The organism is Nocardiopsis valliformis DSM 45023, assembly GCF_000340985.1.
Classification (GTDB): Bacteria; Actinomycetota; Actinomycetes; order Streptosporangiales; family Streptosporangiaceae; genus Nocardiopsis; species Nocardiopsis exhalans.
The window spans coordinates 53,280-79,339 of sequence record NZ_ANAZ01000008.1; the positions used below are offsets into that span (position 1 = coordinate 53,280).

General features: G+C 70.9%; 23 protein-coding genes. 10 read left to right on the top strand and 13 right to left on the bottom strand.

Going from position 1 to position 26,060, the window contains the following annotated elements:
• Positions 1-238: 238 nt before the first annotated feature.
• Positions 239-1,048: a thioesterase family protein gene (locus tag D457_RS0108260; protein ID WP_017580179.1), complete on the top strand. Its 810-nt coding sequence runs from the start codon at positions 239-241 to the stop codon at positions 1,046-1,048.
• Between the two features lie 108 nt (positions 1,049-1,156).
• Here D457_RS0108260 and D457_RS32120 read toward each other — a convergent pair whose 3' ends face one another.
• The 7 genes from D457_RS32120 to D457_RS0108300 all read right to left on the bottom strand — a co-directional run bounded on the left by D457_RS32120 (position 1,157) and on the right by D457_RS0108300 (position 9,292).
• Positions 1,157-2,707, bottom strand: a complete 1,551-nt coding sequence (locus D457_RS32120) for a hypothetical protein (protein ID WP_239646043.1) — start codon at positions 2,705-2,707, stop codon at positions 1,157-1,159.
• Between the two features lie 247 nt (positions 2,708-2,954).
• On the bottom strand, positions 2,955-4,919 hold the full coding sequence (locus D457_RS0108270; RefSeq protein ID WP_017580181.1) for a S9 family peptidase: 1,965 nt from the start codon (positions 4,917-4,919) through the stop codon (positions 2,955-2,957).
• 381 nt (positions 4,920-5,300) lie between these two features.
• The gene (locus D457_RS0108275) at positions 5,301-5,780 is read right to left on the bottom strand and encodes a hypothetical protein (protein ID WP_017580182.1); all 480 of its coding nucleotides are present in this window, start codon (positions 5,778-5,780) and stop codon (positions 5,301-5,303) included.
• Positions 5,781-6,117: 337 nt separating this feature from the next.
• Positions 6,118-6,543: a hypothetical protein gene (locus D457_RS0108285; protein ID WP_017580184.1), complete on the bottom strand. Its 426-nt coding sequence runs from the start codon at positions 6,541-6,543 to the stop codon at positions 6,118-6,120.
• Positions 6,544-6,647: 104 nt separating this feature from the next.
• Positions 6,648-7,547 carry a metal ABC transporter permease gene (locus tag D457_RS0108290; RefSeq protein WP_017580185.1) on the bottom strand — a complete coding sequence of 300 codons (900 nt, stop codon included), beginning with the start codon at positions 7,545-7,547 and terminating at the stop codon, positions 6,648-6,650.
• On the bottom strand, positions 7,535-8,281 hold the full coding sequence (locus D457_RS0108295) for a metal ABC transporter ATP-binding protein (protein WP_017580186.1): 747 nt from the start codon (positions 8,279-8,281) through the stop codon (positions 7,535-7,537). The genes D457_RS0108290 and D457_RS0108295 overlap by 13 nt, the downstream gene beginning before the upstream one ends.
• A 60-nt stretch (positions 8,282-8,341) precedes the next feature.
• Positions 8,342-9,292 (bottom strand): metal ABC transporter substrate-binding protein, encoded by a 951-nt coding sequence (locus D457_RS0108300; protein ID WP_039831094.1) that lies wholly within the window; start codon positions 9,290-9,292, stop codon positions 8,342-8,344.
• Between the two features lie 53 nt (positions 9,293-9,345).
• Here D457_RS0108300 and D457_RS37440 point away from each other — a divergent pair, with 53 nt between their 5' ends.
• The 4 genes from D457_RS37440 (at position 9,346) to D457_RS0108320 (ending at position 14,382) form a co-directional block, all read left to right on the top strand.
• Positions 9,346-9,468 carry a hypothetical protein gene (locus D457_RS37440; RefSeq protein ID WP_017580188.1) on the top strand — a complete coding sequence of 41 codons (123 nt, stop codon included), beginning with the start codon at positions 9,346-9,348 and terminating at the stop codon, positions 9,466-9,468.
• 262 nt (positions 9,469-9,730) lie between these two features.
• A complete protein-coding gene (locus tag D457_RS0108310) occupies positions 9,731-11,530 on the top strand; it encodes a serine/threonine-protein kinase (protein WP_017580189.1) in 1,800 nt (599 codons plus the stop codon).
• Positions 11,531-11,682: 152 nt separating this feature from the next.
• On the top strand, positions 11,683-13,350 hold the full coding sequence (locus D457_RS0108315; protein WP_017580190.1) for a serine/threonine-protein kinase: 1,668 nt from the start codon (positions 11,683-11,685) through the stop codon (positions 13,348-13,350).
• Between the two features lie 66 nt (positions 13,351-13,416).
• Positions 13,417-14,382 carry an exonuclease domain-containing protein gene (locus D457_RS0108320; protein WP_017580191.1) on the top strand — a complete coding sequence of 322 codons (966 nt, stop codon included), beginning with the start codon at positions 13,417-13,419 and terminating at the stop codon, positions 14,380-14,382.
• 15 nt (positions 14,383-14,397) lie between these two features.
• Here the strand turns inward: D457_RS0108320 and D457_RS0108325 are convergent, their stop codons facing one another.
• The gene (locus tag D457_RS0108325) at positions 14,398-15,027 is read right to left on the bottom strand and encodes a TetR/AcrR family transcriptional regulator (protein ID WP_017580192.1); all 630 of its coding nucleotides are present in this window, start codon (positions 15,025-15,027) and stop codon (positions 14,398-14,400) included.
• Between the two features lie 77 nt (positions 15,028-15,104).
• Here D457_RS0108325 and D457_RS0108330 point away from each other — a divergent pair, with 77 nt between their 5' ends.
• The 5 genes from D457_RS0108330 to D457_RS0108350 all read left to right on the top strand — a co-directional run bounded on the left by D457_RS0108330 (position 15,105) and on the right by D457_RS0108350 (position 20,439).
• Positions 15,105-16,025, top strand: a complete 921-nt coding sequence (locus D457_RS0108330; RefSeq protein ID WP_017580193.1) for a saccharopine dehydrogenase family protein — start codon at positions 15,105-15,107, stop codon at positions 16,023-16,025.
• 112 nt (positions 16,026-16,137) lie between these two features.
• Entirely contained in the window at positions 16,138-17,292 is a 1,155-nt protein-coding gene (locus D457_RS0108335; protein WP_017580194.1) for a Gfo/Idh/MocA family protein, read from the top strand.
• Positions 17,289-18,449 carry a dihydrodipicolinate synthase family protein gene (locus D457_RS0108340; RefSeq protein WP_017580195.1) on the top strand — a complete coding sequence of 387 codons (1,161 nt, stop codon included), beginning with the start codon at positions 17,289-17,291 and terminating at the stop codon, positions 18,447-18,449. The genes D457_RS0108335 and D457_RS0108340 overlap by 4 nt, the downstream gene beginning before the upstream one ends.
• Positions 18,446-19,366: a sugar phosphate isomerase/epimerase family protein gene (locus tag D457_RS0108345; protein WP_017580196.1), complete on the top strand. Its 921-nt coding sequence runs from the start codon at positions 18,446-18,448 to the stop codon at positions 19,364-19,366. The genes D457_RS0108340 and D457_RS0108345 overlap by 4 nt, the downstream gene beginning before the upstream one ends.
• Positions 19,363-20,439, top strand: a complete 1,077-nt coding sequence (locus D457_RS0108350; RefSeq protein WP_017580197.1) for a mandelate racemase/muconate lactonizing enzyme family protein — start codon at positions 19,363-19,365, stop codon at positions 20,437-20,439. Before D457_RS0108345 ends, D457_RS0108350 begins: the two co-directional genes overlap by 4 nt.
• A gap of 95 nt (positions 20,440-20,534) precedes the next feature.
• Here D457_RS0108350 and D457_RS0108355 read toward each other — a convergent pair whose 3' ends face one another.
• From D457_RS0108355 to D457_RS0108375, 5 genes are all read right to left on the bottom strand, one after another.
• Positions 20,535-21,566: a LacI family DNA-binding transcriptional regulator gene (locus tag D457_RS0108355; protein WP_017580198.1), complete on the bottom strand. Its 1,032-nt coding sequence runs from the start codon at positions 21,564-21,566 to the stop codon at positions 20,535-20,537.
• Between the two features lie 78 nt (positions 21,567-21,644).
• Positions 21,645-22,574: an NAD-dependent epimerase/dehydratase family protein gene (locus tag D457_RS0108360; protein ID WP_017580199.1), complete on the bottom strand. Its 930-nt coding sequence runs from the start codon at positions 22,572-22,574 to the stop codon at positions 21,645-21,647.
• Positions 22,575-22,628: 54 nt separating this feature from the next.
• Entirely contained in the window at positions 22,629-23,468 is an 840-nt protein-coding gene (locus tag D457_RS0108365; RefSeq protein ID WP_017580200.1) for a DUF6807 domain-containing protein, read from the bottom strand.
• Positions 23,465-24,691, bottom strand: coding sequence for a Gfo/Idh/MocA family protein (locus D457_RS0108370; RefSeq protein ID WP_017580201.1), 1,227 nt, complete (start codon positions 24,689-24,691; stop codon positions 23,465-23,467). Before D457_RS0108370 ends, D457_RS0108365 begins: the two co-directional genes overlap by 4 nt.
• Positions 24,691-26,001, bottom strand: coding sequence for a Gfo/Idh/MocA family protein (locus D457_RS0108375; RefSeq protein WP_017580202.1), 1,311 nt, complete (start codon positions 25,999-26,001; stop codon positions 24,691-24,693). The genes D457_RS0108370 and D457_RS0108375 overlap by 1 nt, the downstream gene beginning before the upstream one ends.
• Positions 26,002-26,060 lie beyond the last annotated feature (59 nt).

Here is a 26,060-nt window from a genome sequence, read left to right on the forward strand (position 1 = left end):
GCCGGGCGGTTCGGTCGCGGAAGTGGATTCGGGTACGGGTCTGGTGCCGGGTTGCGGGCCAGTCGTGGGGGACGGTTTCGGTGTTGCGCCGACGACGCTAGCCCTTGACGTTGCGTCAGGGTCAAGTGGAGATTCGGGAGGTTCCGGTGGCCAGGGTGGTGTGTGTTCGCGCTCACAAAGCCGAATGAGATTCTGTTTTGCGGTAGCCGACGTGTCTACTGGTCAGTAACATGACTGCATGAGCCTTGACCACCCCGCCGAGGGCTACGAGTTCGACCAGGACACCCGGGTCGAGAAGCGAGCCGACGGCGAGTTCACAGCCACCCTCACCGACGGCTGGACCACGTTCACCTCGCACCCCAATGGCGGTTACGTCCTGGGGACGGCGCTCAACGCCCTGAGCCAGACCCTCGCCCAGCCCGACCCGCTCGTGGTCTCCGCCTTTTACTTGCGCCCCGCCGCCCCCGGCCAGGCCCAGCTGCGCACCGAGACCATCCGCGAGGGCCGCCGCACAGCCACCGGCGCTGTCGTGTTGGAACAGGGCGGCAAGGAGATCGTGCGCGCCACCGCCACCTACGGCGACCTCACCACGCAGGGCCGGGAGCTGCACCTGGAGGGCCCGCCGGAGCTGCCCTCCCCCGAGGACTGCCACGTGCCCCCGGAGTTCGCCGGAAAGCCGGAGGGCGTGACCATCGCCCACCGCATCGAGTACCGCTACCCCCAGCGCCCCGGCTGGTTGGACGGCCACAAGGACGGACGCCCCCAGGCCGACTTCTGGATGCGCTTCGCCGACGGCCGCGATGCCGATGTGCACTCCCTGCCCGCCATGGTGGACTTCGCGGTCCCCGCGGTCCTGGAGATCGGTGAATTCAGCACCATCACCGTGGAGCTGACCACCCACATCCGCGCCAGGCCCGCCCCCGGCTGGCTGGCCTGCCGGGTCTGGACCAAGCACGTCTCCAACAGCCTCCACGAGGAGGACATGGAGATCTGGGACAGCCAGGGCACCCTGGTCGCCCAGGCCCGCCAGCTGGCCATGCTGCTCTGACCCGTCCTGTTCCACGCACCCTCTCCCCGGGCCGCCGGGCCGCTGCTCCCAACCGAGTCGCGGCCCGTTGTGTTCTGCCGTTTTGGCCCCGGATGCTCGACCAGGGAATCAACTGCTGGCTCGCATGGCGGCAGAGAGCGCTTCTGGCCTGCGAGGAAGAGGAATCTTCCCGGTGATCGGCGCCTCCACCCGGGCGAACGGACCAGCCTGAGGGGCGGGTCGACCGGCATGGGTCTGTGCGAGCGCGGCTTCGGGGGTGTCGGTGCCGTCGGGCCGCCGGGAGCGTGTCAACTTCTCGTGCAACTGGTCGAGAAGGGCCCGGGTTCTGGGTGACAGTCCCGAGGCGCGGGCGGGCCGAACCGTGCTCTTGGAGTCCGGCTGAGCGGTGGGTGCGCGCTCACCACCGTCGTTGAGGGAGTCGAGCATCTGTGCCTTCAGCTCCGGATCCAGGTCTTCCTCCGCGCCCGGAGTCGGCCCCGAAGGTTCCGGCGCGGGCGCGCTCTCGGGGCCGCCCCGGGCTGGCGTGTCGGCTCCCTGCTGGGGCTTGGGCATGGTCTGGCCGGGCTCCGAGCGGCACAGCTCACCGCAGATCTTGCATCGGCCACCGGGGATGTTGCGCGTGGTCGCGTGCTCGGGGCAGGTGCCTGTGGCCTGCCCGAGACTGTCCAGCCGGAACCCCTTGCACCGGGTGGAGGTCTTCTCCTCGTCCGAGTCCGACCCCGAGGGCGGGCTCAGACGCGATGTGTGGACGCCTCGTCCCAGATCGCCGTTCAGGAAATCGAGTGCGTTCTTCAAACTGCACAGGCGCCGCATCAGCAACGGGAATGGACGACGCACCCGTTCCATCCCCGAGAACAGGGCCCGCGCGTCGGGCTCGCTCAGCCCTTGGTGTAGGAGTTTCTCCACGGCTCGCGCCAACAGGTTCCGGTCTGTCTCCGGGGAACTTAGGAATGAGCTGGGTATGCGATCAATGATGCTAAAGATTCCGGTCCGTGGCTTTTGTCGAGTTTGCTCTCCTGTACTTGAGGTGCCACGGACGGAACTATCCACCTCAGTATGAGAAACGTCCCCAGGGGAACAGTCTGTAGCTCGATTTGAGCTGGGGGCGGGCTCACCCTGACCTGGGGTCGGGCGGCGCTTCAGGGGAGGTCGGTTGTGCGCGGTGAGGGGCTCCTCCCCCAATCGGGCGCGGCAGGTGTTGATCTCGACCAACGCCCGCTCGGAGTAGTCCTTGGCTGGGACGAGGAGCTCCAGCACGCACGGCAGCTGATAGGGGGAGCGGCCGCGCCCGATGTCCTCGGCGAAGAAGTCGATGGTCTCCGAGCGCGTGAGCTTGCGCACGATGCCCGCTTCGACCAGGTCGTTGATGGCGCGCTTGAGACTGCTGACGCTGAGGGTGCAGCTGGGCTTGTTGGCCATGTTCTCCAGCAGGAAGTAGCACCAGCGCCCGTCGGCGTCCACTGCGTCGGCGATGGCCATCAGGGCCACCACGGCACGAGACTTGGTCAGCAGACCTTTGCGGCGAACCTTCTGGACCCAGGCGGCCAGAACGAACCCGATGCCCTTGAACGCGCCTTGGGGGCGTTTGCGGGGCGCAGAGAACCCGGCCGGATTCGGGGTTTCGGCTGTGCTGGAGGGGGTCGAGGCGTTAGACTCCATGACGAGTCGCCTTCCTGGTGAGTGCGCAGGGGGTGGCAGAGTCGACAAACCTGTTTGTGCAGGCGTCGGCCACAACCCGACCAGGTGCTGTCAACACCGGGTCGGGTTTTTTCTTGTCGCGATCCAAAATAGCGATGCGAACAAGAGTTCGCCGGGCTTTCTCTCAAATCCGCACACGAGAAAAACAGCCCACAGAACAAAAAAGTCGCGCTTGCCCATTTGGTCCCGAAATGCACTCCGGGTCGGCCTACTTGACGTCAGCTCGCCCCAACCAGCGGTCGAACCAGGCGCGGGTGCGTTCGAGCAGGTCGATCTGGTGGTCGCGGCGGGCCAAGCCGTGCCCGGCGCCCGGGTAGACCACGAACTCCTGCTCCACCCCGTAGTGGCGCAGCGCCCGGTGCAGGTACACCGCCTGGCTCAGGGGAACGTTGGTGTCCTCCTCACCGTGCACGATCAGCACCGGTGTGGACATGCGCGAGGAGAAAGAGATCGGGCTGACCGCGTCGTGCGGGTGCGGCCCCGTGCCCTCCCAGCCGACGCTCCCGCTGAGCCCCGCCTCGCTGGCGCCGTACTCGCCGGTGGCCGCCAACATGCCCCAGTCGGTGACGCCCGCGCCCACGACGGCCGCGCGGAACCGGTCGGTGTGCCCCACCGCCCAGGCCGCCATGGTTCCGCCGTGGCTCCACCCGCCGATCCCGAGCCGGACGGGGTCGGCCACGCCGCGCTCGACCAGCAGGTCGATGCCGTCGGAGATGTCGTCCCACTCCCCCGCCCCGAGCGCGCCCACCACCTGCTCGGCGAAGGCCTGCCCGTGCCCCTCGCCGCCGCGCGGATTAGGCAGGAACACCGCGTACCCGAAGTGGGCCAGCCACTGGGCGGGTGCGTGCGGGTCGAGGGTGAACTGGTCCATGTAACGGCCGTAGGGTCCCCCGTGCACCCAGGTGACCAGGGGGAAGGGGCCGTCCTCGGGGGTCGTTCCCACCGGGGTCACCAGGAGCCCGTCGAGGGTGAGGCCGTCCCGGGCCCGGTAGGACAGGCGTTTCTGGGCACCCCAGTCGAAGCGTTCGAATTCGGGGCGCAGCCGGGTCAGCCGGGTGGGAGGGCGGGCGGGGTCCCCGGCGTCCGCGGAGTACACCTCCCTGGGGTGGGTGGCGTTGGCGGCCTGAACCGCGACGCGGGCTCCGGTGTGGTCCGAGGTCAGGGACTCCAGGAGGCCGGGGACCGTGGCGAGCCGGGTGAAGCTTCGGGTGCGGGGGTCCAGGCGGTGGATCTCGGTGTCGAGCCCGTGTGCGAACAGCGCCAGCGGCGGGCCCTGCGCCACCTGGGCGAGTTCGAGGGGACAGCGGTCCAGGCCCTCGGTGAGATCGGCGGGGGCCGCCTGCTCGCTGTCGGGTATCAGGTCGAAGACGGCCTGGCCGCCGTCCGGGCCCGGTTGCATCGCCAGGTAGGACAGGTGCCAGCGCTGGTCGTCATGCCACCAGGCGGGTGAGTGGGCGTCCCAGCCGAGCGCTCCCAGGTCCTGGACCTTTCCGGTGCCGGTGTCCACCAGGTGCAGCTCCCAGCGGGGGTGGACCGGGTCGAGGTGCGGGCTCGGGCGGGTGATCACCGCCAGCGTCAGGCCGTCGGGGCGTGCGGATATCTCCTGGACGTGGTGCTCACCCAGGCCGGTGATCGGGATCGGCTGGTCGGCGGGCCGGGTGGCGGTGCCCGTGTCGAGCAGGGCCAGCCGGTCGCGGGGTTCGGGCTCTCCCCACACCCGCGGAGCGCTGCCCCGGTGGTCGGGATCGGAGACCACCACCGCCACCAGAGCCTGACCGGCCAGCGGCAGGTGGTCCACCACCCCGCCGTCGACACCGGTCAGTACCCGGTGTCCGGAGCTGTCGGCGTTGATCCGGTGCAGCTGGGGTGTGCCGTCTTCGGCCGCCGCACCCGACTCGCCCGCCTCGGCCCGGTCGGAGAGGAAGTACAGCTGCCGGGAGTCCGGGGCCCAGTGCGGCCGGTGGTCCCGACAGGTTCCGTCGGTCAGCTGTCTCGGCGGGCTGGTTCCGTCCGCGGGGACCACCCAGAGGGTGCTGGTCGGCCGGGGTTCGTCACCGCTCAGCGCGGTGACGGCGTAGGCGACCCAGTGCCCGTCCGGGGAGACCACCGGGTCCAGGGGCGCGACCCCGTCGACCACTGCTTCGGCCGTGATCCGGACTGGGGCGACACTCATGAAGTCCCTTTCGATCCGATGACGCACCCTGCGCCAGCTGCCGGGCAGCCTACAGACACGCTCGGGGCGACTACGCGTGGCTCAGGGCACCGCGCGGAAGTGGGTGGTCGGGGAGGCGTCCTCGGCCAGGATGTGGAAGGCCACGCTCGGGGGCTGGGTTCGGATGAGGCCGGTTGCGCTCTCTCAGGGCGTGTTCAGCGTGGAGGTGATTCCGGCGCCAGGATCACGGGGCGTTCGGCGAGCTGGCCGGCCATCTCCGGTGTGGGCGTGCCTGGCCAGCACACCGGAGATGGCGGGATGCTGCCGGATGAGCTCGTGCGGAGGCACCTCAGGTAGGAATCCTCCTCGTTTGCGAGGAGCGAGGTCAACAGGACGGTCTGGTCACTGCGGTTCGGCCAGACGGATGACGCGGTCGGCGCGAACGTCGAACCCCAGGACCGGATGACCGTAGTCGCCTTCGGGATCCATCAGGACAGGTTTGCCCAGGCGTCGCCCAATCTCTGCGAGGAAGCCGCACAGGACATCCAGTCGCTCCTGTCCCTGGAGTTCACGCAGGTCCACATCGAAGTCGATTTCGTCCGGAGCGTAGAAGCAGAAGATCGCGAGCACCCCGTCACTCGGCCACACCCGTAACCGGGGACACTCGGCGTCAGCAGGGCGGGACAGCACGGTCTGTGCCTGTGGCAGGGGCGCCACGGCATCACCTTCGGAGTACCGGTGCCTCCATCCGCGCTCGACGACCAGGTGGAGGAGAGTCTGCCAGTCGTTCACCGTGGTGTCGGGGATCCGTAGGTCCGGCAACGAGCCCATCGTGTGAGGGTCGAACAGGTCCTTCACGTCATCCCAGAGTAGATCGGCCATCCGGCCATGCTGGCACCCTGTGCTGAGGTGTGGGGAACGGGACCCAGGTAGCAGTCACACGGGCCGTCGCCGCGATGCGCGAGCCCCAGGGCAGGGCGGCGGACCATGGGAACATGGACGCCGCGGAGTGGGGCCTGGGCTGGGCTCTGCACGACTGGGCAGGCGTGGCGGGTTTCGGGCACGACGGCTCGTCGATCTCCTAGCGCTCCTGGCTGCGTGTGCTTCCTGACGCCGGGGTGGTGGTCGCCGGGTGGCTCCCAAAGTCCCCTGAGCCCACCGGGCCTGGCTTGCTCCGCCTCGGTGGGCGCTGCTCTCCCCAACCGGCCTCGGGGCAGGGTCAGTTTTCGTGGTCGGTGCGTTTGACCAGGCGTTCGTGGCGCTGACGGGCGGCCTGGGCGGTGCCCAGGCCCAGGCCGAAGGCGAGTTCCTGCCAGGTCATGCCGCGGCCCTTGGCCATGGTGAGCAGGCCCGCCTCCATCTGGTCGAACTCCGCACGGGCCCACGGCACCAGGGTCAGCGCTGCGGTCAGGTCGCCCTGGTCGACGGCGGGCGCCCCCTCGTCGGGCAGGGCGCTGCCCGCGGCCAGGTCGCAGACGCGGGCGATCGCCTCGTGCGGGGGCATCGGCATGCGCCGTTCCGTCCATCGGGCGCGGGCCTCGCCGGTGGCGTGGCGTTCGGTGATGCGGAAGAGGGCCTCGTGAGCGCGCTGGCGCCGGGCTTTCTCGGGGTCGGGCTGGGTGAAGGGATCGTGTGTCTGCGTCATGACCCCACAATGCATTCCCAATTCTGCGTTGTCAACAAGTTAAAGCAAACAACTTGTTCAAATGCTGGCGTGTGCCTCTTCCTGGGCAAGCGCGGGTCGCAACCTCAGCCGATGGCGCGGGTCCCGCGACCCCCGCGGGCCCTCAGCGCCCGGGCGGCGCGTCCCTTCCAGAGCACGCCCTGGTGGGGCGAGAACAGGTAGGCCAGGGTGAACGCGAACGCCTGGGCCAGCACGATGCAGCCACCGGTGGACACGTTCAGGTGGAAACTGGTGAACACCCCCGCCACCGCGGCGAAGAAGGCGACCGCCGCGGAGATCATCAGCATCCGCTCGAAGCGGTCGGTGAGCAGGTAGGCGGTGGCGCCCGGGATGATCACCATGGCCACGACCAGGATGATGCCCACGGCCTGCAACGCCACCACCACCGTCACTGACAGCAGCCCCAGCAGCAGGGTCTCCAGCAGGCGCGGGTTGACGCCGATGGCGTGGGCGTGGACCGGGTCGAAGGCGTACATGGTCAGGTCGCGGTGCTTGTACCAGACCACCACCAGCACCACGGCGGCCAGGATCAGCACCTGGAGGATGTCGGAGTCGGAGACCCCCAGAACGTTGCCGAACAGGATGTGGCTGAGGTCGGTCTGACTGGGCACCCGCGAGACCATCACCAGGCCCAGGGCGAACATGGCGGTGAAGACCACGCCGATCACCGCATCCTCCTTGACCCTGGAGGTGCGGTTGACCACCCCGATCAGCGCCACCGAACCGGCGCCGAACACCAGGGCGCCCAGGGCGAAGGGCAGTCCGAACATGTAGGAGAGCACCACGCCGGGCAGTACCGCGTGCGAGACCGCGTCACCCATCAGCGACCAGCCCACCAGGGTCATCCAGCAGGAGAGCACCGCGCAGACCACGCCCGCGACCACACTCACCAGGAGCGCGCGCTGGACGAACTCGAACTGCATGGGCACGGTGAACCACTCGACGAGCGCGATCAGGCTGTCCACGAGCGTCCTTCCTCACTGGGGTGGATACCGAACGCCTCCAGGAGCACGTCCGGTTCCAGCACCTCCTCGGGTGTGCCTTGCGCGATCACCCGGCGCTGCAGCAGCACGGCCTCGTCGCACAGCTTGGGCACCTGGGCCAGGTCGTGGGTGGACACGAGCAGGGTGTGCCCGGCCTGACGCAGTTGCAGGAGCAGATCGGTGATGGTGGCCTCGGAGCGTTTGTCCACGCCCGCGAAGGGCTCGTCCAGCAGGAGCACGTCGGCGTCCTGGGCGATGGCGCGCGCCACGAAGGCGCGTTTGCGCTGACCGCCGGAGAGTGCGCCGATCTGCCGGTCGGCCAGTTCAGTGAGGTCGGTGCGCATCAGGGCGTGCTCGACGGCCTCGCGGTCGGCGGGGCGGGGGCGGCGTCTGCGCCCCATGTGCCCGTAGCGGCCCATCATGACCACGTCGCGCACGCGCACGGGGAAGGCCCAGTCGACCTGTTCGGACTGGGGTACGTAGCCGACCAGCCCCTTGCGGCGGGCGGCGGTGTTGGGCATGCCCAGGATCCGGACCCGGCCGTGGTCGACGGGGACCAGGCCGAGCACGGTCTTGAACAGGGTGGACTTGCCCGAGCCGTTCATGCCGAGCAGTCCGCACACGCGCCCGGGTTCCAGGGAAAGGTGGACATCGTCCAGGGCGAGCACGTCGCCGTAGCGGACGGTGGCTCCGGTGACCTCGATGGCCGCTGTCATGCCAGGTCCCCCTTCCTGTCGGGCGCCCTCACACGCTGTCCTGTGTCATGCCGGTGGTCCTCACGCGCCGGTCAGTCCGGCGACGATGGCCTCCGCGTCGTGGCGGAGCAGGTCCAGATAGGTGGGCACGGGGCCGTCGGGTTCAGAGAGGGAGTCGACGTAGAGGGTCTCGCCCATGGCGGCGCCGGTCTCACGAATTACCGACTGCTGGGCGCTGTCGTTGACGGTGCTCTCACAGAACACGGCGGGCACGTCGTTGTCGCGGACGAACTCGGAGACCGCGGCGATCTGCTGGGGTGTGCCCTCACGTTCGGCGTTGACCGGCCACAGGTACTGCTCGGTCAGCCCTGCGTCGCGGGCCAGGTAGGAGAAGGCGCCCTCACAGGTGACCAGGGCGCGGGCGGGCTCGGGGACCTCGGCGAGTTCGGCCTCCAGGTAGGCGCCGACCTCGGTGATGTCCTCCTTGTAGGCCTCGGCTGCCTCGGCGAACTCGGCCTCGCCCTCGGGGTCGAGTTCGGTGAGGGCGTCACGGATGTTGTCCACGTAGACCAGGGCGTTGTCGGGGGACATCCAGGCGTGCGGGTTGGGTTCGCCCTCGTAACCGCCCGAGGCCACGGGGATGGTGTCGATGCCGTCGGTCAGGACGGCGGTGGGGGCGTCCACACGGTCGGTGAACTGCTGGAACCAGGCCTCCAGGCCCAGGCCGTTCTCCAGGATGAGGTCGGCGCCCTGGCCTCGGACGAGGTCGTCGGGGGTGGGCTCGTAGCCGTGGATCTCGGCGCCGGGCCTGGTGAGGGAGGCGACGTCCACGCGGTCGGCGGCCACGTTCTCGGCCATGTCGGCGATGACGGTAAACGTGGTCAGGACGAGGAGGCGGTCGGAGTCACGGTCGGCGTCGTCGCGGGTCTGTCCGGCTGAGGTGGAGCAGGCGCTGAGGGCGAGGGTGAGGGCGAGGGCCGGGATCACCTTCGGCCAGGTGTTTGAAGAGGACCCATCTCTAAAGTTCGGCACGCCTAACTTTTTACCACAAGAGGGCCAAACTGCGCATTGGAGTACTTGAACGGATGCCGGTCGGCGCCCGCGTTTCCACCTCCGGTGGCCGGTCCGAGGACGCCCGTGAACGCGACCACCGCTGGGAGTGCTTCGGCGTCACGGTGTCCTCGCACGATGTCCGGCACCCGATGTGAGGCGCGGGCCCGGCAGAGGGATTCCCCTGGGGCGCGCGCTGAACTGCGACTCCGCTCGATCCAGGGGCCGCTCTCGACATCGCTGCCGGACTCGGTCGCGGCGCCTCCGGTAGACCGGGTCATCTGGCTCCTGACCTGTTCTTTGTCCGCTCCAACCTTCCCCTTCCTAGAATGAGTGCCCGGCCTGTGCACGGCTTCCCGCGCACGGTGACCGGCATTGCTGTACCGCGGTCCGGCGCGGCCCTCTCCTCGGAGGACGTCCATGGAGGTCGAACCTCTGCGCACCCTGTGCGGGCGCTACCAACTCCACGCCGAGCTGGGCCACGGCGGTATGGGCCGGGTCTGGCGGGCGCACGACGCCCAACTCAACCGCACGGTGGCGGTCAAGGAGATCCTCCTGGGCCCCGGCCTGAGTGAGGAGGAACGTGCCCGGGTGGCCGCCCGCGCCCGCCGCGAGGCGCAGGCCACCGCGATGGGCCAGCACCCCAACATCGTCACGGTCCACGACATCGTCGAGGACGACGGCCGCCCCTGGATCGTCATGGAGTACCTCAGCGGGTGCTCCCTGTACTCGCTCATCCAGCGCGACGGCCCGCACCCTGCTCCGGAGGTCGCCTCCTGGGGGCTGGACCTGCTCGACGCGCTGGAGACCGCGCACACGCACGGCATCACCCACCGCGACGTCAAACCCGAGAACGTCATGGTCACCGACTCCGGGCGGGTGGTGCTCACTGACTTCGGTATCGCCACCATCGACGACAGCGTCACTCTCACCCAGACCGGGGGTGTGGTGGGATCTCCCTCCTATCTGGCTCCCGAACGCCTCGCCGGGAACCCGGCCGCGCCCGCCGCCGACCTGTGGGCCCTGGGCGCCACTCTCTTCCACGCCCGCACCGGCGTCTCCCCCTTTCAACGCCCGAGTCTCCCGGCCACCCTGCACGCCGTGACCACCGCCGAACCGCCCGACTTGATGGGCACCGGGTCACTGGCCGATGCCGCGCGCGGGCTGCTGACCAAGGACCCGCAACACCGTCTGGATGCGCCGGGATGCCGCTGGTTGCTCCGGTCGGCCACCCAGGACCCCGACACCACCACCGTCCACCCGGACGGGTCCGTACCCGTCGTGCCCACCGCACGTATGAGCGGCGCGGTGCCCGCGCAGTCCCCGGTGCCGCCCACCGAACACCTCACCCCCGTGGCCTCGACCACCCCCTATCCCTCTCCCCGATCCGCACCTCAGCCCACCCCTCAACCCGCCTTCCAGGCCGGGGCTCCGGGGGCCTACGTTCCCCCGCCGGGCACACCGGCAGGCGGGACGCCTGCCGGGTACGGCACGCCGCCCGCTCGCCAGGGCGTGTCCTGGCCGTTGGTCGCGCTCACCTTGGGTCTGGCCGCTCTGCTGGTGACCGCCGGGGTGGTGGTGATCGACCCCTGGAACATGCGGGCCCCCGTGACCCTGGGCACGCAGGAGGAGGGCGACGGGGTCCAAGGCGGGGGGAGCGAGGACGGCGGGGATGCGGCGCAGGAGGAACCGGACGCCCCCGCGCCAGCCGAAGAACCCCAGGAAGAGGAGGAGCCGGAGGAGGCCGAAGAGGATGAGGTTCCCGCCCAGGACGGCATGACCTGGACCGAGGACCCGTCGGGCTTCTCCATCCTGGTGCCTAACGGCTGGTCGCGACGCACCGAGAACAACAGCATCTACTACAACCTCCCCGACGCGGACGAGGAGAAGGTCTACCTGCAGATCGACACCACCCCGCACCCCACCGACGACCAGTACCAGCACGTCCTGGAACAGGACCACACGGACACCACCACTGACCGCCTGGCCGGTTACCAGCTCGTGCAGCTGGAGGACGTCACCGGCGATACCGACTTCCGCTCAGCGGCCGACCGGGAGTTCAACTGGGTCAAGGAAGGCACCGACCGGCACGTGCTGGGTCGCAACATCACTGTCGCCCCCGGAGAGCACTACACGGTGCTGTGGGCCAGCGAAGCCGACCTGTGGGGCGATTACGACACCTGGCGCTCGGCGGCCCTGGACTCCTTCGACCCACCCTGATCCCGGCCCAGGACCCGCGAAGCGCCCTCCCCGCCCGATGTGCCCAGCATGGCCGAACCTTCCTAGAATGGGCGCCCTGACGCGCGATCTCCCGCCCCTCGCGGTTGACGTGCTGCCCCCTCATCCGCCCCCACCCCTTCAGGAGCCCCCAGGTGGCCCTTCCCCACCGCACGCTGCGTGAGCGCTACGAACTCGTCTCCGAGGTCGGACGGGGAGGAATGGGCCGGGTCTGGCGGGCGCACGACGCCCAACTCAACCGCACGGTGGCGGTCAAGGAGATCCTCCTGGGACCGGGCATGGACGAGGAGGAACGTGCCCGGGTGGCCGCCCGCGCCCGCCGCGAGGCACAGGCCACCGCGATGGGCCAGCACCCCAACATCGTCACGGTCCACGACATCGTCGAGGACGACGGCCGCCCCTGGATCGTCATGGAACTCCTCGACGGGGACTCCTTGCTCCGGTTGATGCGCGACCGGGGCCCGGTCCCGGCCGAGCGGGCCGCGGCCTGGGGGCTGGACCTACTTGACGCGCTCACCACCGCGCACGAGCAGGGCATCACCCACCGCGACGTCAAACCCGAGAACGTCATGGTCACCGGTTCGGGGCGGGTGGTGCTGACCGACTTCGGTATCGCCACCATCGTCGACACCGCCGCGGTCACCCAGACCGCCGGTGTCATGGGTTCGGCCGCCTACGTGGCCCCCGAACGGCTCGCTTCCCAGCCGGCCACCCCCGCCAGCGACCTGTGGTCGCTGGGCGCCACCCTGTACCACGCGGTGACCGGAGTGTCCCCGTTCCAACGCGAGGGCGTCCCGGCCACCCTGCACGCGGTACTCAGCCTCGACCCGCCCCAGAACCTGCCCGGGCCGCTGGGAGCGGCGATCAGCGGAATGCTGGTGAAGGACCCGCTCCAGCGCCTGGACGCCCGAGGCTGTCGGGAACTTCTGGGCGCGGCGGCCCGGGGCGAACAGACGACCGGATCGCACCTGCCGCTCGCCGCACCGGCAAGAGCGACCTCTCCAACAGGGGCGCTCCTCCAGAACGGGATGAACCCTCTGACAGGAGCGCTCCCTCCGGGGACGACCTCCCCCGGACCGCCCCTCGGCCCCCTCGTCGGGGCCACCGCCGTCCACACCGAGCCACGGCGTCCCCGACGCCTGTCGTGGCCGGTCGTGGTACTCACCCTGGGGCTGTCCGCCCTGCTGGTGGCCGCCACCCTCGTCATCGTCAACCCCTGGGCTGAGGGAGGGGAGGAGACCGACCAGGCAGGGCCGCAGACCCAGGCGGACACCTCGTCCTCCCCTTCCCCTGAGCACTCCCCCGTATCGGAGGCCACAGGGCAGGGTTCGGAGGAGGAACCGGTCGAGGAACCCGTCGCCGAGGGCATGACCTGGACCGAGGACCCCGAGGGGTTCGCGATGCTGATACCCGACGGCTGGGTCCGCCGCGTGGACGGCGCCAGCGTCTACTACGACTCCCCCAGCAGCAACACCTACCTGCAGGTCGACCGCACCCCGCACTCCACCGACGACGAGTACGCGCACGTGTTGGAGCAGGAGAGCAACTCCATCGCGGAGAATCGGCTGCCCGGATACCAGCGGATCCAGCTGGAGGACGTCACCGACCAGACCTCCTTCGCCTCCGCCGCCGACTGGGAGTTCAGCTGGGACCGGGGCGCGGGCACCTGGCGCCTGCTGGCGCGCAACATCGCCGTCACCGCGGGCGACTACTACACGCTGGCCTGGAGTTCCAGCGAGGAGCACTGGGCCGGTGACACACAGTGGCGCGACCACGCGATCGGTTCCTTCGACCCATTTTGACCTCGGTGGTGTGAGCGCACCGGTACGCTCGACCCGTTCCGCACCAGCACAACGGAGGTAGCCGGGGTGTCCCTCACCTGGACCGCGATCGACTTCGAGACCGCCAACCAGGACCGCGGCAGCGTGTGCGCCGTCGGTCTGGTCCGGGTGAGCGAAGGGCAGGTGGTCGACCGCTTCAGCACCCTCATCCGCCCACCGGAACCAGTGTCCTTCTTCTCCCGGCACAACACCGCCGTGCACGGAATCACCGCCGCCGATGTCACCGAAGCTCCCACCTGGGAGAAGGTGCGCGAGCAGGTGGTGGACTTCGTCCAAGGCGGTGCGCTGGTGGCGCACAACGCCCCCTTCGACATGGGTGCGCTGCGCCAGGCCTGCGCCCACACTGGCCAGGCGCTGCCCGCCTTCGACTACGCCTGTACCCTGGCGCTGTCCCGCCGCACCTGGGAGCTGCCCGACCACCGCCTGCCCACGGTGTGCGCGCACGTGGGCCACCAGATCACCCAGCACCACCGGGCCGATGCCGACGCCGAGGCGGCCGCGCACATCATGATCGCGGCCATGCTCCGCTACGGCACCAGCTCACTGCCGGAGCTCTCCCGCGCCGCGGGCCTGCGCCTGGGCCGCCTGGAGGCGATCCAGCCGGTCGCCGTCCCGGTGGCCGCCCCCGTGGTTCCGGCGGCCCCCGCCACGGAGGACCGCTACGGGCGCTGGCAGCGCGCCGCTCAGTCCCCGCTGCCCGAACCCTCCCCCGACGCCGATCCGGCCGGTCCGCTCTACGGCCGTACGGTGTGCGTCTCGGGTGACCTTCGCGCGATGGACAAGCCCGAGGTGTGGAAGCGCATCGCCGAGGCCGGCGGACAGCCCGCCAAGAACGTCACCAAGAAGACCGACGTCCTGGTCGTGGGCGACAGCGACCACGGCGGCAAGACCTCCAAACACAAGCAGGCCGAGACCTACATCGCCAAGGGCCAGAGCATCGACATCATCACCGAGACCGAACTGGTGGCCCGCCTGGGCATGGCCTCCGCCTGACGGGCTCCTTCATCCTCAGCCTTCGAGGAACTGGCGGGTGACCGCCTCCGCGGCCCAGTCCGTCCAACGTTGCGCGCTCCAGCCGAGCTGGGCCGTGTAGAGGGTGTACAGCTCGGGGCTGAGCAGGCCGAGCAGGGTGTCGGCCGCCTCCTGCGGGTCCAGGCCCGCACGCAGGGCCCCGCGGTCGGCCAGGGCTTGGGCGAAGACCGCGTGGACGGTGCGGCGCTGGTCGGTGTTGGTGCGCCACAGCGCGGCCAGTTCGGGGTCGGAGGCGGCCGCGCCGCGCAGAACCTCGATCAGGGCGGCGACGCGGACCATGACCTGGGCGGTGCCCTGCACCTGGAGCCGGATCAGCTCATGGGGGTCCTCGGCGGACAGGGCCTCGCGGACCCAGGAGCGGTCCAGGGTGGCGACGGGTTCGGCGTCTCCGGCGACGGCCTGGTCCAAAGCCTCTTTGAGGACCCCCGCCTTGGTGCCGCAGGTGTTGTAGACGGTCTGCGCGGCCACCCCCGCCTCCTTGGCGACACTGGTCATGCTGGTCGCGGTGTAGCCGTCGGTGGTGAACAGGCGGGTCGCGGCGCGGGCGATCCGGGCGCGGGTGGCCAGGGAGCGGGCGGTGCGGCCGTCGGCGGGCTGTGCGTCCATGGTCACGATTCTACGCCTTGACTGTAGTGTCACTACACATATCTAATTTGAGTTTCACTACAGAAAGGTGGGCGGGGATGCGGGTACTCGTGCTGGGCGGATACGGAGCCGTGGGGGCTCCGGCGGTGGCTGCGCTGCGGGCGGCCGGGCACAGCTGTGTGGTGGCCGGACGCGACCCCCGGCGGGCGGAGCGGGTGGTCGACCTGGCCGAGCCGGGGCTCCTCGGCTACCAGGAAGCGCTGAAGGGAGTGGACGCGGTGGTCAACGCCTCCGGTGCCGAGGACCCGGATCTGGTCACGGCCGCCACCGGCCAGGGGGCGGCCTTCGTCGACCCCACCGCCACCCCCGGATACGTCAATCGCATCGAACAGCTGGAGCCGCGCGCCCCGGTCCTGCTCAGTGTCGGCCTGGCCCCCGGGCTGACCAACCTGCTCGCCGCCGACCTGCCCGGGAGGGAGCCGATCGAGCTGGGGGTGGTCCTGGGCTCCGGGGAGCGACACGGGGCGGCGGCCACCGCCTGGTCCCTGGGCCTGCTCGGCCGCTCCTTCGCTGACCCGGCCACCGGAGAGTCCGTCCGCAACCTCACCCGGGGGCGCGTCCTGGATATGCCCGACGGACGGCGGCGCCTGTACCGGGCCGACTTCAGTGACCAGCACACGCTCACCCGGGACCTGGGGCGACCGGTGCGCACGCACCTCGGGCTGGACTCGGCTGCGGCGACCCGAGCCCTGAGCCTGCTCGCCCGCCTGCCCGGAGCCGGGGTGCTGCGCGGGGTGCGCCGGGTACCGCACCTGCCCGGCTCCGAGGAGTGGGTGCTGGTCGCGGCCTCGGCCGGGCGGCGGCGCTGGGCGCGCGGGCGCAACCAGTCCCGGGGCACGGCGGTGGTGACCGCCTGGGCCACCGGGTTGACCGAGGACCTGCCGGCCGGGGTCCACCATCTGCACGAGGTGGCCGCGTTGGCGGATCTACCGCCGCTGGAGGAGGTCACGCTGGGTTGATCTGCCTGGGCAGGGCCGGATTCTGCCACTCTGCCTCGCACTGCCTCTGGCGGAGCGGGGTAGCTTTGCTCTAGTCTGGAAAGCGCTTTCACAGAAAGGGTGGTAACGATCCATGGGTGATCGAGTACTGGGCATCGCCATGAACGGCGTCACCGGACGCATGGGGTACAGGCAGCATCTGACCAGATCGGTGCTGGCCATCCGGGACGCCGGAGGCGTGGAGCTGCCCGACGGCTCGCGCGTCATACCTGAACCGGTACTGGTGGGGCGCTCGGAGCGCAAGCTGCGGGACATCGCCGAAAAGCACGGCATCGAACGCTGGACCACGGACCTGGACTCGGTGCTGTCCGACGACAGCGTCCCGGTTTACTTCGACGCCCAGATCACGCACGCCAGGGAGGCCGCGGTCCGCTCCGCGATCGCCGCGGGACGACACATCTACGTCGAAAAGCCCACGGCCAGCACCCTGGACGCCGCCCTGGAGCTGGCCAAGCTCGCTGAGCAGGCCGGGGTGCGCAACGGCGTGGTGCAGGACAAACTCTTCCTGCCGGGTCTGATCAAACTCCGCCGGCTCCTGGACAGCGGCTTCTTCGGAAAAGTCCTTTCCATCCGCGGGGAGTTCGGTTACTGGGTCTTCGAAGGGGACGGGCAGCCCGCCCAGCGCCCCAGCTGGAACTACCGCGCCGAGGACGGCGGCGGCATCGTCCTGGACATGTTCCCCCACTGGCACTACGTCCTGGAACACCTCTTCGGTCCGGTGCGCACGGTCACCGCGCGCACCGCCACCCACATCCCGCGGCGCTGGGACGAGCACGGTGAGCCCTACGAGGCCACCGCCGACGACGCCGCCTACGGCATCTTCGAGGTCGGCGACGGGATCATCGCCCAGATCAACTCCTCCTGGAGCGTGCGCGTGGACCGCGACGAGCTGGTGGAGTTCCAGGTGGACGGCACCCACGGCAGCGCCGTGGCCGGGCTGCGCTCCTGCCGGGCACAGCACCGCAGCGTCACCCCCAAGGGCGTCTGGGACCCCGACGCCGTCGACCCGGTCCGCTACCGTGAGGACTGGTCGGACGTCCCCGACAACGGGGAGTTCACCAACGGCTTCCGCGCCCAGTGGGAGGACTACCTGCGCCACGTGGTCCTGGGAACCCCCTTCCAGCACGACCTCCTCTCGGGCGCGCGCGGTATCCAGATGGCCGAGGCGGGGCTGCTCTCCTCCCGCACCGGCCGCACCGTCGAACTCGGCGAGGTCTCGACCACGTGAACACCCTGAACCTTCCCTCCGGTGACGGCACCGTCGCCCCCTACACGCTCAGCGGGGCCGCGGCCGACGCCGCGCCCCTGCCCCCCGCCACGACCCGAACCGCCTACGCGGCCGCGCACGTGGTCGCCGACCCCTTGGCCCCCAACGCTCCGGGCGCCCCGGCAGCCCTGGACTGGGAGGCCACCCTGGCCTTCCGCCACCACCTGTGGGACCAGGGCCTGGGCGTGGCCGAGGCCATGGACACCGCCCAGCGGGGCATGGGCCTGGACTGGGCCGCCACCGCCGAACTGATCAGCCGTACCGGCGCCGAAGCCAGCGGCCGCGGCGCCCTTCTGGCCTGCGGGGTCAACACCGACCAGCTCGATTCTTCGCGTGTCGATTTGGAAAGCGCTATCACCGCCTACGGCGAACAGCTGGAAGTGGTGAGCAAGGCCGGGGCCACCCCCATCGTGATGGCCTCGCGCGCCCTGGCCGCAGTGGCCGCCGGGCCCGAGGACTACGCCCGCGTCTACTCCGCCGTCCTCGAACGGGCCGACCGGCCGGTCATCCTGCACTGGTTGGGCACCGCCTTCGACCCCGCCCTCGCCGGCTACTGGGGCTACGACTCCCCCGCGGAGGCGATCGAACCGGTCGCGGAGCTGATCGCCGAGCACGCCGACCGGGTCGAGGGGATCAAGGTCTCCCTGCTGGACACCGCGCTGGAGGTACGCCTGCGGCGCCTGCTCCCGGACAGCGTCCGGCTGTACACCGGGGACGACTTCCACTACCCCGAACTCGTACTCGGAGACGAGGAGGGCTTCTCCCACGCCCTCCTCGGGGTCTTCGCCGCCATCGCCCCGGCCGCCGCCCGGGCGCTCGCGGCCCTGGACCGGGGCGACACCGACGAATACCTGGCGCTCATGGAACCCACCGTGCCGCTGGCCCGCCATCTGTTCTCCGAGCCCACCTACTACTACAAGACCGGGATCGCCTTCCTGGCCTGGCTCAACGGCCACCAGAAGGGGTTCCACATGGTGGGCGGCCTGCACAGCGCCCGCGACCTCCCCCACCTGGCGCACACCCTGCGCCTGGCGGACACCGCGGGGGTCCTGTCCGACCCCGACCTGGCCGCGCGACGGATGGGCGCCCTGCTCGAGGTCTCGGGGGTGGCACAGTGAGCACCACCGCCAGCGGTCCTCCCGCCGCCGTGACCCCGACCCCGGTGGACGTCCCCTCCGGGCGGCCCGCCCCGATCGACACCCCGGCCCCCGGCGACCCCCGGCTGGCCCGGCTCTCGCTCAACCAGGCCACCGTCAAACGCTGGAGCCTCACCCAGGCGGTGGACGGCTGCCTGCGCGCGGGGCTGCCCGCCATCGGCCTGTGGCGCGAACACGTCCAGGAGATGGGACTGGAACACTCCGCGCGCCTGGTCCGCCGGGCCGGGCTCCGGGTGTCCTCCTACTGCCGGGGCGGCTTCCTGACCGACCCGGCCCGCACCGACGCCCTGGACGACAACCGGCGCGCCCTCGACGAGGCCGCCGAACTCGGCGCACCGGTCCTGGTCATGGTCGCGGGCGGGCTGCCCGAGGGCGATCGGGACCTGGACGGCGCCCGGGAGCGGTTCGCGGCGGGGATCGAGGCCCTGGCCCCCTACGCCGCCGAGCGCGGCGTGCGGCTCGGGCTCGAACCCCTCCACCCGCTGTTCTGCGCCGACCGCGCGGTGCTGTCCACCCTGGGCCAGGCGCTCGACCTGGCCGAACGCTTCGACCCCGAGGCCGTGGGCGTGGTCGTGGACACCTACCACGTGTGGTGGGACCCGGACGTGCGCGCGCAGATCGTCCGGGCCGGGGCGGCGGGCCGGATCGCCTCCTTCCAGGTCTGCGACTGGATCACCCCGCTGCCGGTGGACGCCCTGTTGGGCCGCGGCATGGTCGGTGACGGGCACATCGACGTGCGCTCGCTGCACCGGGCCGTACTGGCCGCCGGGTACGAGGGAGACGTGGAGTGGGAGGTTTTCAACGAGGACGTGTGGTCCGCTGACGGCGACGACGTCATCGCCACGATGGTCCGCCGCCACGTGGAGTGTGTGCTATGAGGATCACCGGGGTGACGGCCAGCGCCCACCGGCTCCCGCTACGGAGGGCTTGGGACGGCGGGGTCGATCGCAACGACGTCGTCGTGGTCCGGGTCAGCACCGACGAGGGCCTGGTGGGTACGGGATTCTCCTGGACCCCGCTGATCGGGGCGCGGGCCGTGGCGGCGTTGGTCAACGACGACCTCGCCCCTGCCCTGCTGGGTAGGACGGCGCACCCCGCGCTATGGGACGAGGCGCTCTGGCACCTGCGCGAGGCCGGTACGACCGGGCTGACCCTGATGGCCCTGGCCGGGGTCGACATCGCCCTGTGGGACGTGCACGCCCGCTCCCTGGGCGTGCCCCTGGTGGATCTGCTCGGGCGGCGCCGGGAACGGGTCGCCTCCTACGGCAGCGGCGTGAACCTGGACTACGACCTCCCAGACCTGCTGGACCAGGTCCGGGGCTGGGTGGACCGGGGGCATCGCGCGGTGAAGATCAAGGTGGGTTCGGCCGCGGTCGAACGCGACGTGGAACGGGTGGGCGCGGTGCGCGACCTCCTGGGCCCGGAACGGCTGCTGATGATCGACGCCAACCAGCGCTGGGATGTTCCACAGGCGGCTCGGGCGCTGGCTCGGTTGGAGCCCTTCGACCCGCACTTCGTGGAGGAGCCGCTGCCCGCTCAGGATCTGGGGGCCCATGTCCGGCTGCGCGCACGCACCGGTCTGCCGTTCGCGCTGGGTGAGAACCTGCGCTCGGTGGCGGAGTTCGAGCGGTTCGTGGACGAGGGCGTGTGCGACGTGGCCCAGCCCAACGTGGTGCGGGTCGGGGGCATCACCCCGTTCCTGCGGATCGCCGAGTCCGTGGCCCGGCGCGGAGTACCGGTCGCGCCCCACCTGCTGCCGGAGCTGTCCGGTCAACTGGCCCTGTGCCTGCCTCGGGTCGCCATGGTCGAGGACATCGACCACGCCTCCTTCGCCGCCCTGGGGGCATTGGCCGCTCCCAGCGGGGTGGAGTTCGCGGGCGACCACCTGTCCGCGCAGACCGGGCCCGGCCACGGTCTGGTGTTCGCGGACGACCTCGCCCCGCTCCCCTAGCACCGGGTTCGCCGGTGGGGCGAGAGACGGCGGCGGCCCCGGTGCGGGGCCGCCGCCGCGGCTTCGGTGCAGGCGGGCCGGGCCCACCGATCGGATCAGCTCTTGGGTGGGGCGGTGCTCTCCCGGGCCATGACCGTGCCCTCGACGCTGATCACCCGCGGTTCCCCCTGGTATTCGGTGTCCAGGGCGAGCGCGGCGGCGCGCTCGCCCATCTCCTCCAGGGGCAGGCGCACCGTGGTCAGGGTGGGAGTGAGATCGCGCAGCGTGGGGATGTCGTCGAAGCCCGCAACGGACAGGTCGTCCGGGACGGTCTTGTCCATGTCGCGGAGCGCCGCGATGGCACCGGTGGCCATGACGTCGTTGACCGCGAAGAGGCAGGTGGCGTCGGTGCCCAGGGCCATCAACCGCTGTGTGGACTCGTAGCCGCCGTCGCGGGTGAAGTCACCGTGCACGACGTTGTGGTGGGCGAGTTCGAGACCGGCGGCCGAGAGCGCGGAGTGGAAGCCGTCCAGGCGTTCGCGCGCGGTCCGCAGGTTGGGGGGCCCGGCCAGGATCGCGAAGCGCCGGTGCCCCTGGGCGACCAGGTGCTGTGCCAGGGCCGCGGCCCCGGCGTGGTTGTCCGGGCTGACGGTGTCGGCTGGCAGGGTGGCCTGTGAGACGAGCGCGACCCGGCCGCCCTGGCGCCCGAAGGCCTCGATCTCCTTGGCCAGACGGGAGTCGCTCCCCTCGCTGGTGGTACGCGAACCCGCGATCACGATCGCCTTGGCGCGGTGGGAGCGCAGCGCGGAGAGGATGCGGGTCTCCGCCTGAGGAGAGCGGTTGGTGGTGCCCAGCACGAGGACCAACCCCAACTCCTCGGCGTACCGGGTGACCCCGGCGGCGATCTGGGAGAAGTAGGGGTCGGCGATGTCGTGCACGACCAGCCCCATCAGCGAGCTGCTGTTGCGGGCCAGGGTCTGGGCCGAGGCGTTGGCCAGGTAGCCCAGTTCCTGGGCGCTGGCCTCGACCTTCTCCCGGAGCCGCTGGCTCACCTGACGTGTGCTCCCGTTGATCACGCGTGAGGCGGTCGCCAGGGAGACTCCTGCGTGCTCGGCGACCTGTTCCAGAGTCACGTAACCGGGATCCACTCCCCTGCCCCTCCTGCTGCCACTGGGAAAACTCTTTCCCAGCGTAGCGGAGGAGCGGGGGTCTCCCTGCGTGCCCACCTAGATCCTTTCCGTGTGATCGCCGCGGTCGCTGTGGTCGGGGCGTTCACCGGGGTCGACGTGGTCGCGCCAGGTGCGCTTGGGCTTCCACCCCAGGTCGCGGTGGGCTCTTTCCGAGGAGAACACCGCCCGTCCGTCGGCCAGCGCCGGGGCGAGCTCGGCGGTGGCGGGGTGCAGCCGGGCCAGGTCGGCGTCGACCGGCCCGCGGGCGAGGGGATCGGGGGCGACGGCGTTGTAGACACTGCCGCCGGGGACGCGCCCGGGGTTCTCCACGATCAGCGCGAACAGCTCGGCGGCGTCGTGGGCGTCCACGTAGTTGAACAGGGAGCCTGCGGCCAGGGCCGGATCGTCCAGGCGCTCGGCGATGGTGTGGCCCTGCTGGGTGGTGGCTCCTCGCCACTCCTCGGGGGAGACCACGTAGCCCGGGCGCACCGCGGACAGCACACAGGTCTCGGAGGTTCGGGCCAGGGTCCGGACGGTCTCCTCCACCACCGCCTTGCTCAGGCCGTAGGCGTGCCAGGGAGCGACCGGGTGGTCCTCGTCCAGGGGCAGGTAACGCGGTTTCCAGGAGGGCGTGTTGTACCCGTAGACGGTGGGGCTGGAGGCGGCGACCGCGCTGTGGGCCCCGGCCCGGACGGCGGCGGTCAGCACCTCCCAGGCCAGGGTGGTGTTGACCCGCAGGGTCTCGGCGTCGGGCCGGGCGAAGGGGACCGCGATCCCGGCCAGGTGCACCACCGACTCCGGGGCGGTGCGGGCGAACAGCTCGGTTCGGGCCTTGCTGTCCAGCAGGTCGCAGACGGCCGGGGTGATCCCCTCGGGCCACGGGTGTTCGGCGGTGTCCACCGAGGTCACGTCGTGTCCGCGTGCGGCGAGCACGGCCACGACGCTTCGCCCCAGCCGTCCGGAGCCTCCGGTGACGAGCACGCGCATGTGTGCGGTTCCTTTCCAGTCCCCGGTGCGGGGTGTGCGTGGTGTTGTGAGCGGTCAGACCAGGGCCGCGCAGGCTTTGGCCAGTGCTTCGTGGTCGCTCACCGGGCCGTCGGTGACGGCGGTGCGCAGTCCCAGTTCCAGGGTCTGGCCCGCGGCCAGATCCAGTCGGGTGTCCCAGGCGGGGGCCGGGCACAGGCCCGGGTACTCCTTCGCCCGGAGGAACCAGGGGTCGGTGCGCGGGCCGGGCTGGAGGAAGAGCAGTGTCCACACCGAACCCCGCGCGGTGGTCGAGGACAGCGCGAGCCACCGGGCCCGTGAGCCGTGCAGGGCCTCCTCCCCCGACATCCCGTCGGGTCCGGTGACCGTGGGCGGCTGGTCGCCGATCGGCGCCCGCCAGAACACCCCGCCGTACCCGGCGCCGGGGCGGCCGTTAGTGGCGGGGCTGCCGATGCCCAGTTCGCGGGCCGAGGTGTTGCGCAGTGACGACCGCAGGTCCAGGACCCAGGTCGTGGAGTCCAGCGGCAGGGCCCGGGTCGTGCGCTCCTCCCGGAGCAGCTCGGTGCCTTCGGGGCTGACCCAGGAGAGCAGTTCGGTGGTCCATCCCGCGGAGCGGTCGTCCCAGGCCAGGTGCTCCTGGCGGCCGTGGTTGTCGAGCATGACCGAGCCGTGCTCGCGCGTGAAGGTGCGCCCGCCCCAGAAGCTGGTCCCGGCGACGTCGGCCAGGGTCACGCTGACCCCCAGGTGGTGCCGGTGGTCGTCCGGGAAGGTCTCGGTGACCTCGGTGCCCGCCAGGGTGCGAACCGGGTGCAGGTAGGGGCGCGGGGAGAGCTCGGCGGGTACGCGGTCTCCGCTGTCGTGGGTGGCCACGGGGGTGCGGCCGACCGACAGGTTCACTGGTGTACCTCCGTGTTGGTCGTGCTGGCAGGGCTGGTCCGGGCAGGGCGCGCCCAGGGGGCGCCGAGTTCGGAGTACAGCGTGAGGGAGCGCGCGCTCTCGTGCACGAGGGAGGTGATGCCGGGGACGCTCCGGTGAGTGACCCCCTCCAGCCGTTCCACCTCCTGGTGTTCGGCGGCGATGGGCCTGGGATCGGGTGCGGTGCGCACGGCGTCCAGGACGTGGGTGAAGCCCCGGGTCCGCTCGGGCGGGACCAGGAGCGGGACCCCCTCGCGCACGTGCGCGACCAGGTTCTCCATGAGATCGGCGCGCCCGTGGGTGGTGGTGCGCGGTTCCTGTCCCGGCCGGCGCAGGGTGATCCGGTCCAGGGTGTACTCCAGGGTCAGGCTGGCCCGGTCGCCGTGGAGGGTGATGGCGGGGGGCTGGCTGTCGGGCGCGCACAGGGTGACGGCGACGGTGAGGGTGGTGCCGCCGGAGGTGCGCAGGCGCAGGGAGGAGGTGTCGTCGCTCTCGATGGGGTGGGCGCGGTACATCTCCAGCTCCAGGGAGCGGGGTGCGCCCGACTCGGCCCCGGCCAGGGCCAGGGAGGTGGCCACGGCGTGGGCGAAGGGGTTGGTGAGCGCACCGTCTACCACCTCGTGCCCGTCCATCCTGCGCTGCCCGGCCCAGGGCGCGCGGTCGTAGTAGGCGGAGGTGCGTTTCCAGGCGCCTGCCGCCCCGATCCCGCGCAGCTCGCCCAGGGCGCCCTCGCGCACCAGCCGGTCGACCTCGCCGATGGCCTCCGACCCCAGGCTCTGGAACCCGATCTGGCAGGCCAGACCAGAGGCGCTGACCGCCTCCTCCAGCTGGGTGAGCTGGGCCAGGGAGGGGGTGGTGGGCTTTTCGAGCAGCAGGTGGGAGCCTTGCTCCAGGGCCACGGCGGCCAGGGGCAGGTGGGTGTGGATGGGGGTGACCAGGACGGTCAGGCGGGCCCCGGTCCGTTTCAGGGCGGTCGCCAGGTCGTCGAAGTAGGGGACGGCCCCGTGGCCCTCCAGGTCGTCGTCGGGGGCGGGGGGCCTGCGGTCGCAGACGCCGACGAGCCGGATGGTTCCGGCCTTGGCCAGGGGCAGGAGAGCGCGCAGGTGGGAGCGACCGTGCCCGTGGACGCCCACGAGCAGCAGGGGCAGCGGCGCGGTGTCGTCTGTGCGGTTCTTCAAGGGGCGGTTCGTCAGGGGGCGGGCCATCAGGAGTTCCCGGAGAGCAGGTCGGCCACGCGTACGGGTGAGCCGGAGGCCATGGAGGCGTTGGCGGCCAGTCCGGTGAGCAGGGCGTTGCCGCCGTCGGCGTGGTCGGGGCGGATGCCGTCGTCGGCCCCGCCGAACAGGGAGGTGAGCATGGCGTTGTCCCCGCCGCCGTGGCCACCACCGCCGACCTCGGCGGGGATCTCCTCCGGGGGCTGCCAGTGGCGGCGGAGCAGGAGTCTGGCTTGGGTGTTCTCCTTGGGCGCGGGCATGCCGCGCACGGGGTGGGCCTCGTCCTGGTCCGGTGAGGTGCTGGCGAACTCGGTCATGTCGAGTTCGAGCCGACCGCGGCTTCCGGTGAAGGCGATCCGGTAGCCCTCCCAGGGGGCGTAGGCCACGAGGTGGTAGCTCAGGCGGGCCCCGGTGTCGTACTTGACCAGGACGGACATGTCGTCCTCGATGGTGATGCCCGGGCCGAAGACGTTCAGGTCGCGCTGGTAGCCGTCCTCGTGTTCGGCGTCCAGGTAGAGGGCGGTGAGGTCGGGGCTGTCCTTCATGTGCAGGGCGAAGGGGTCGTTCTCGGCGGACCCCGCTCCGTGGCCGCGCTCGTAGTCGTTGAGCAGCCCGTGGCGGCGGCCGTTGTCCTGGCCGTAGAAGAACAGTCCGCCCCAGGCGAAGACCTCGCTCGGTCGTGCGCCCACCCACCAGTTGACGAGGTCGAAGTGGTGACTGGCCTTGTGCACCAGCAGTCCGCCGGACTTCTCCTTGTCCCGGTGCCAGCGGCGGAAGTAGTCGGCGCCGTGGCGCAGGTCGAGCAGCCACTCGAAGTGCACGGACCCCACTTCGCCGATGGCTCCGGAGGCGATCAGCTCGCGTACCTGGCTGTGCACGGGGTTGTAGCGGTAGTTGAAGCCGACGGTCACCCTGCGCCCGGTCCGGGCCTGGGCGTCGTTGATCCTGCGCAGCCCCTTGAGGTCGGCGGTCATGGGTTTCTCGGTGATGGCGTCCGCGCCGGCCTCCAGGGCGGCCACGACGTAGTCTGCGTGGGTGTGGTCCACGGTGCACACGATCACCTCGTCCACGGCCTGTTCGCGGAGCATGCGGGTGAAGTCCTCGGCCGGGTAGGCGGGCACGGCCTCCTGCCCGGCGTCGGTGACGATCCGGTTGTGTACGGCCATCCGGGTGCTGTTGGTGTCGCACAGGGCGACCAGCCGCCCCAGGTCACGGTGGGTGTCCACCAGGGCTCGGGTGTACATACGCGCCCGGGAGCCCGTACCGACGATCGCGTACCTGCGTTGAGTGGTGTCGTTCACACCGGAATGGTAAACGCTTTCCCGAGTGGTCGACAAGGGGTTCCTCGTTCGGAGAACAT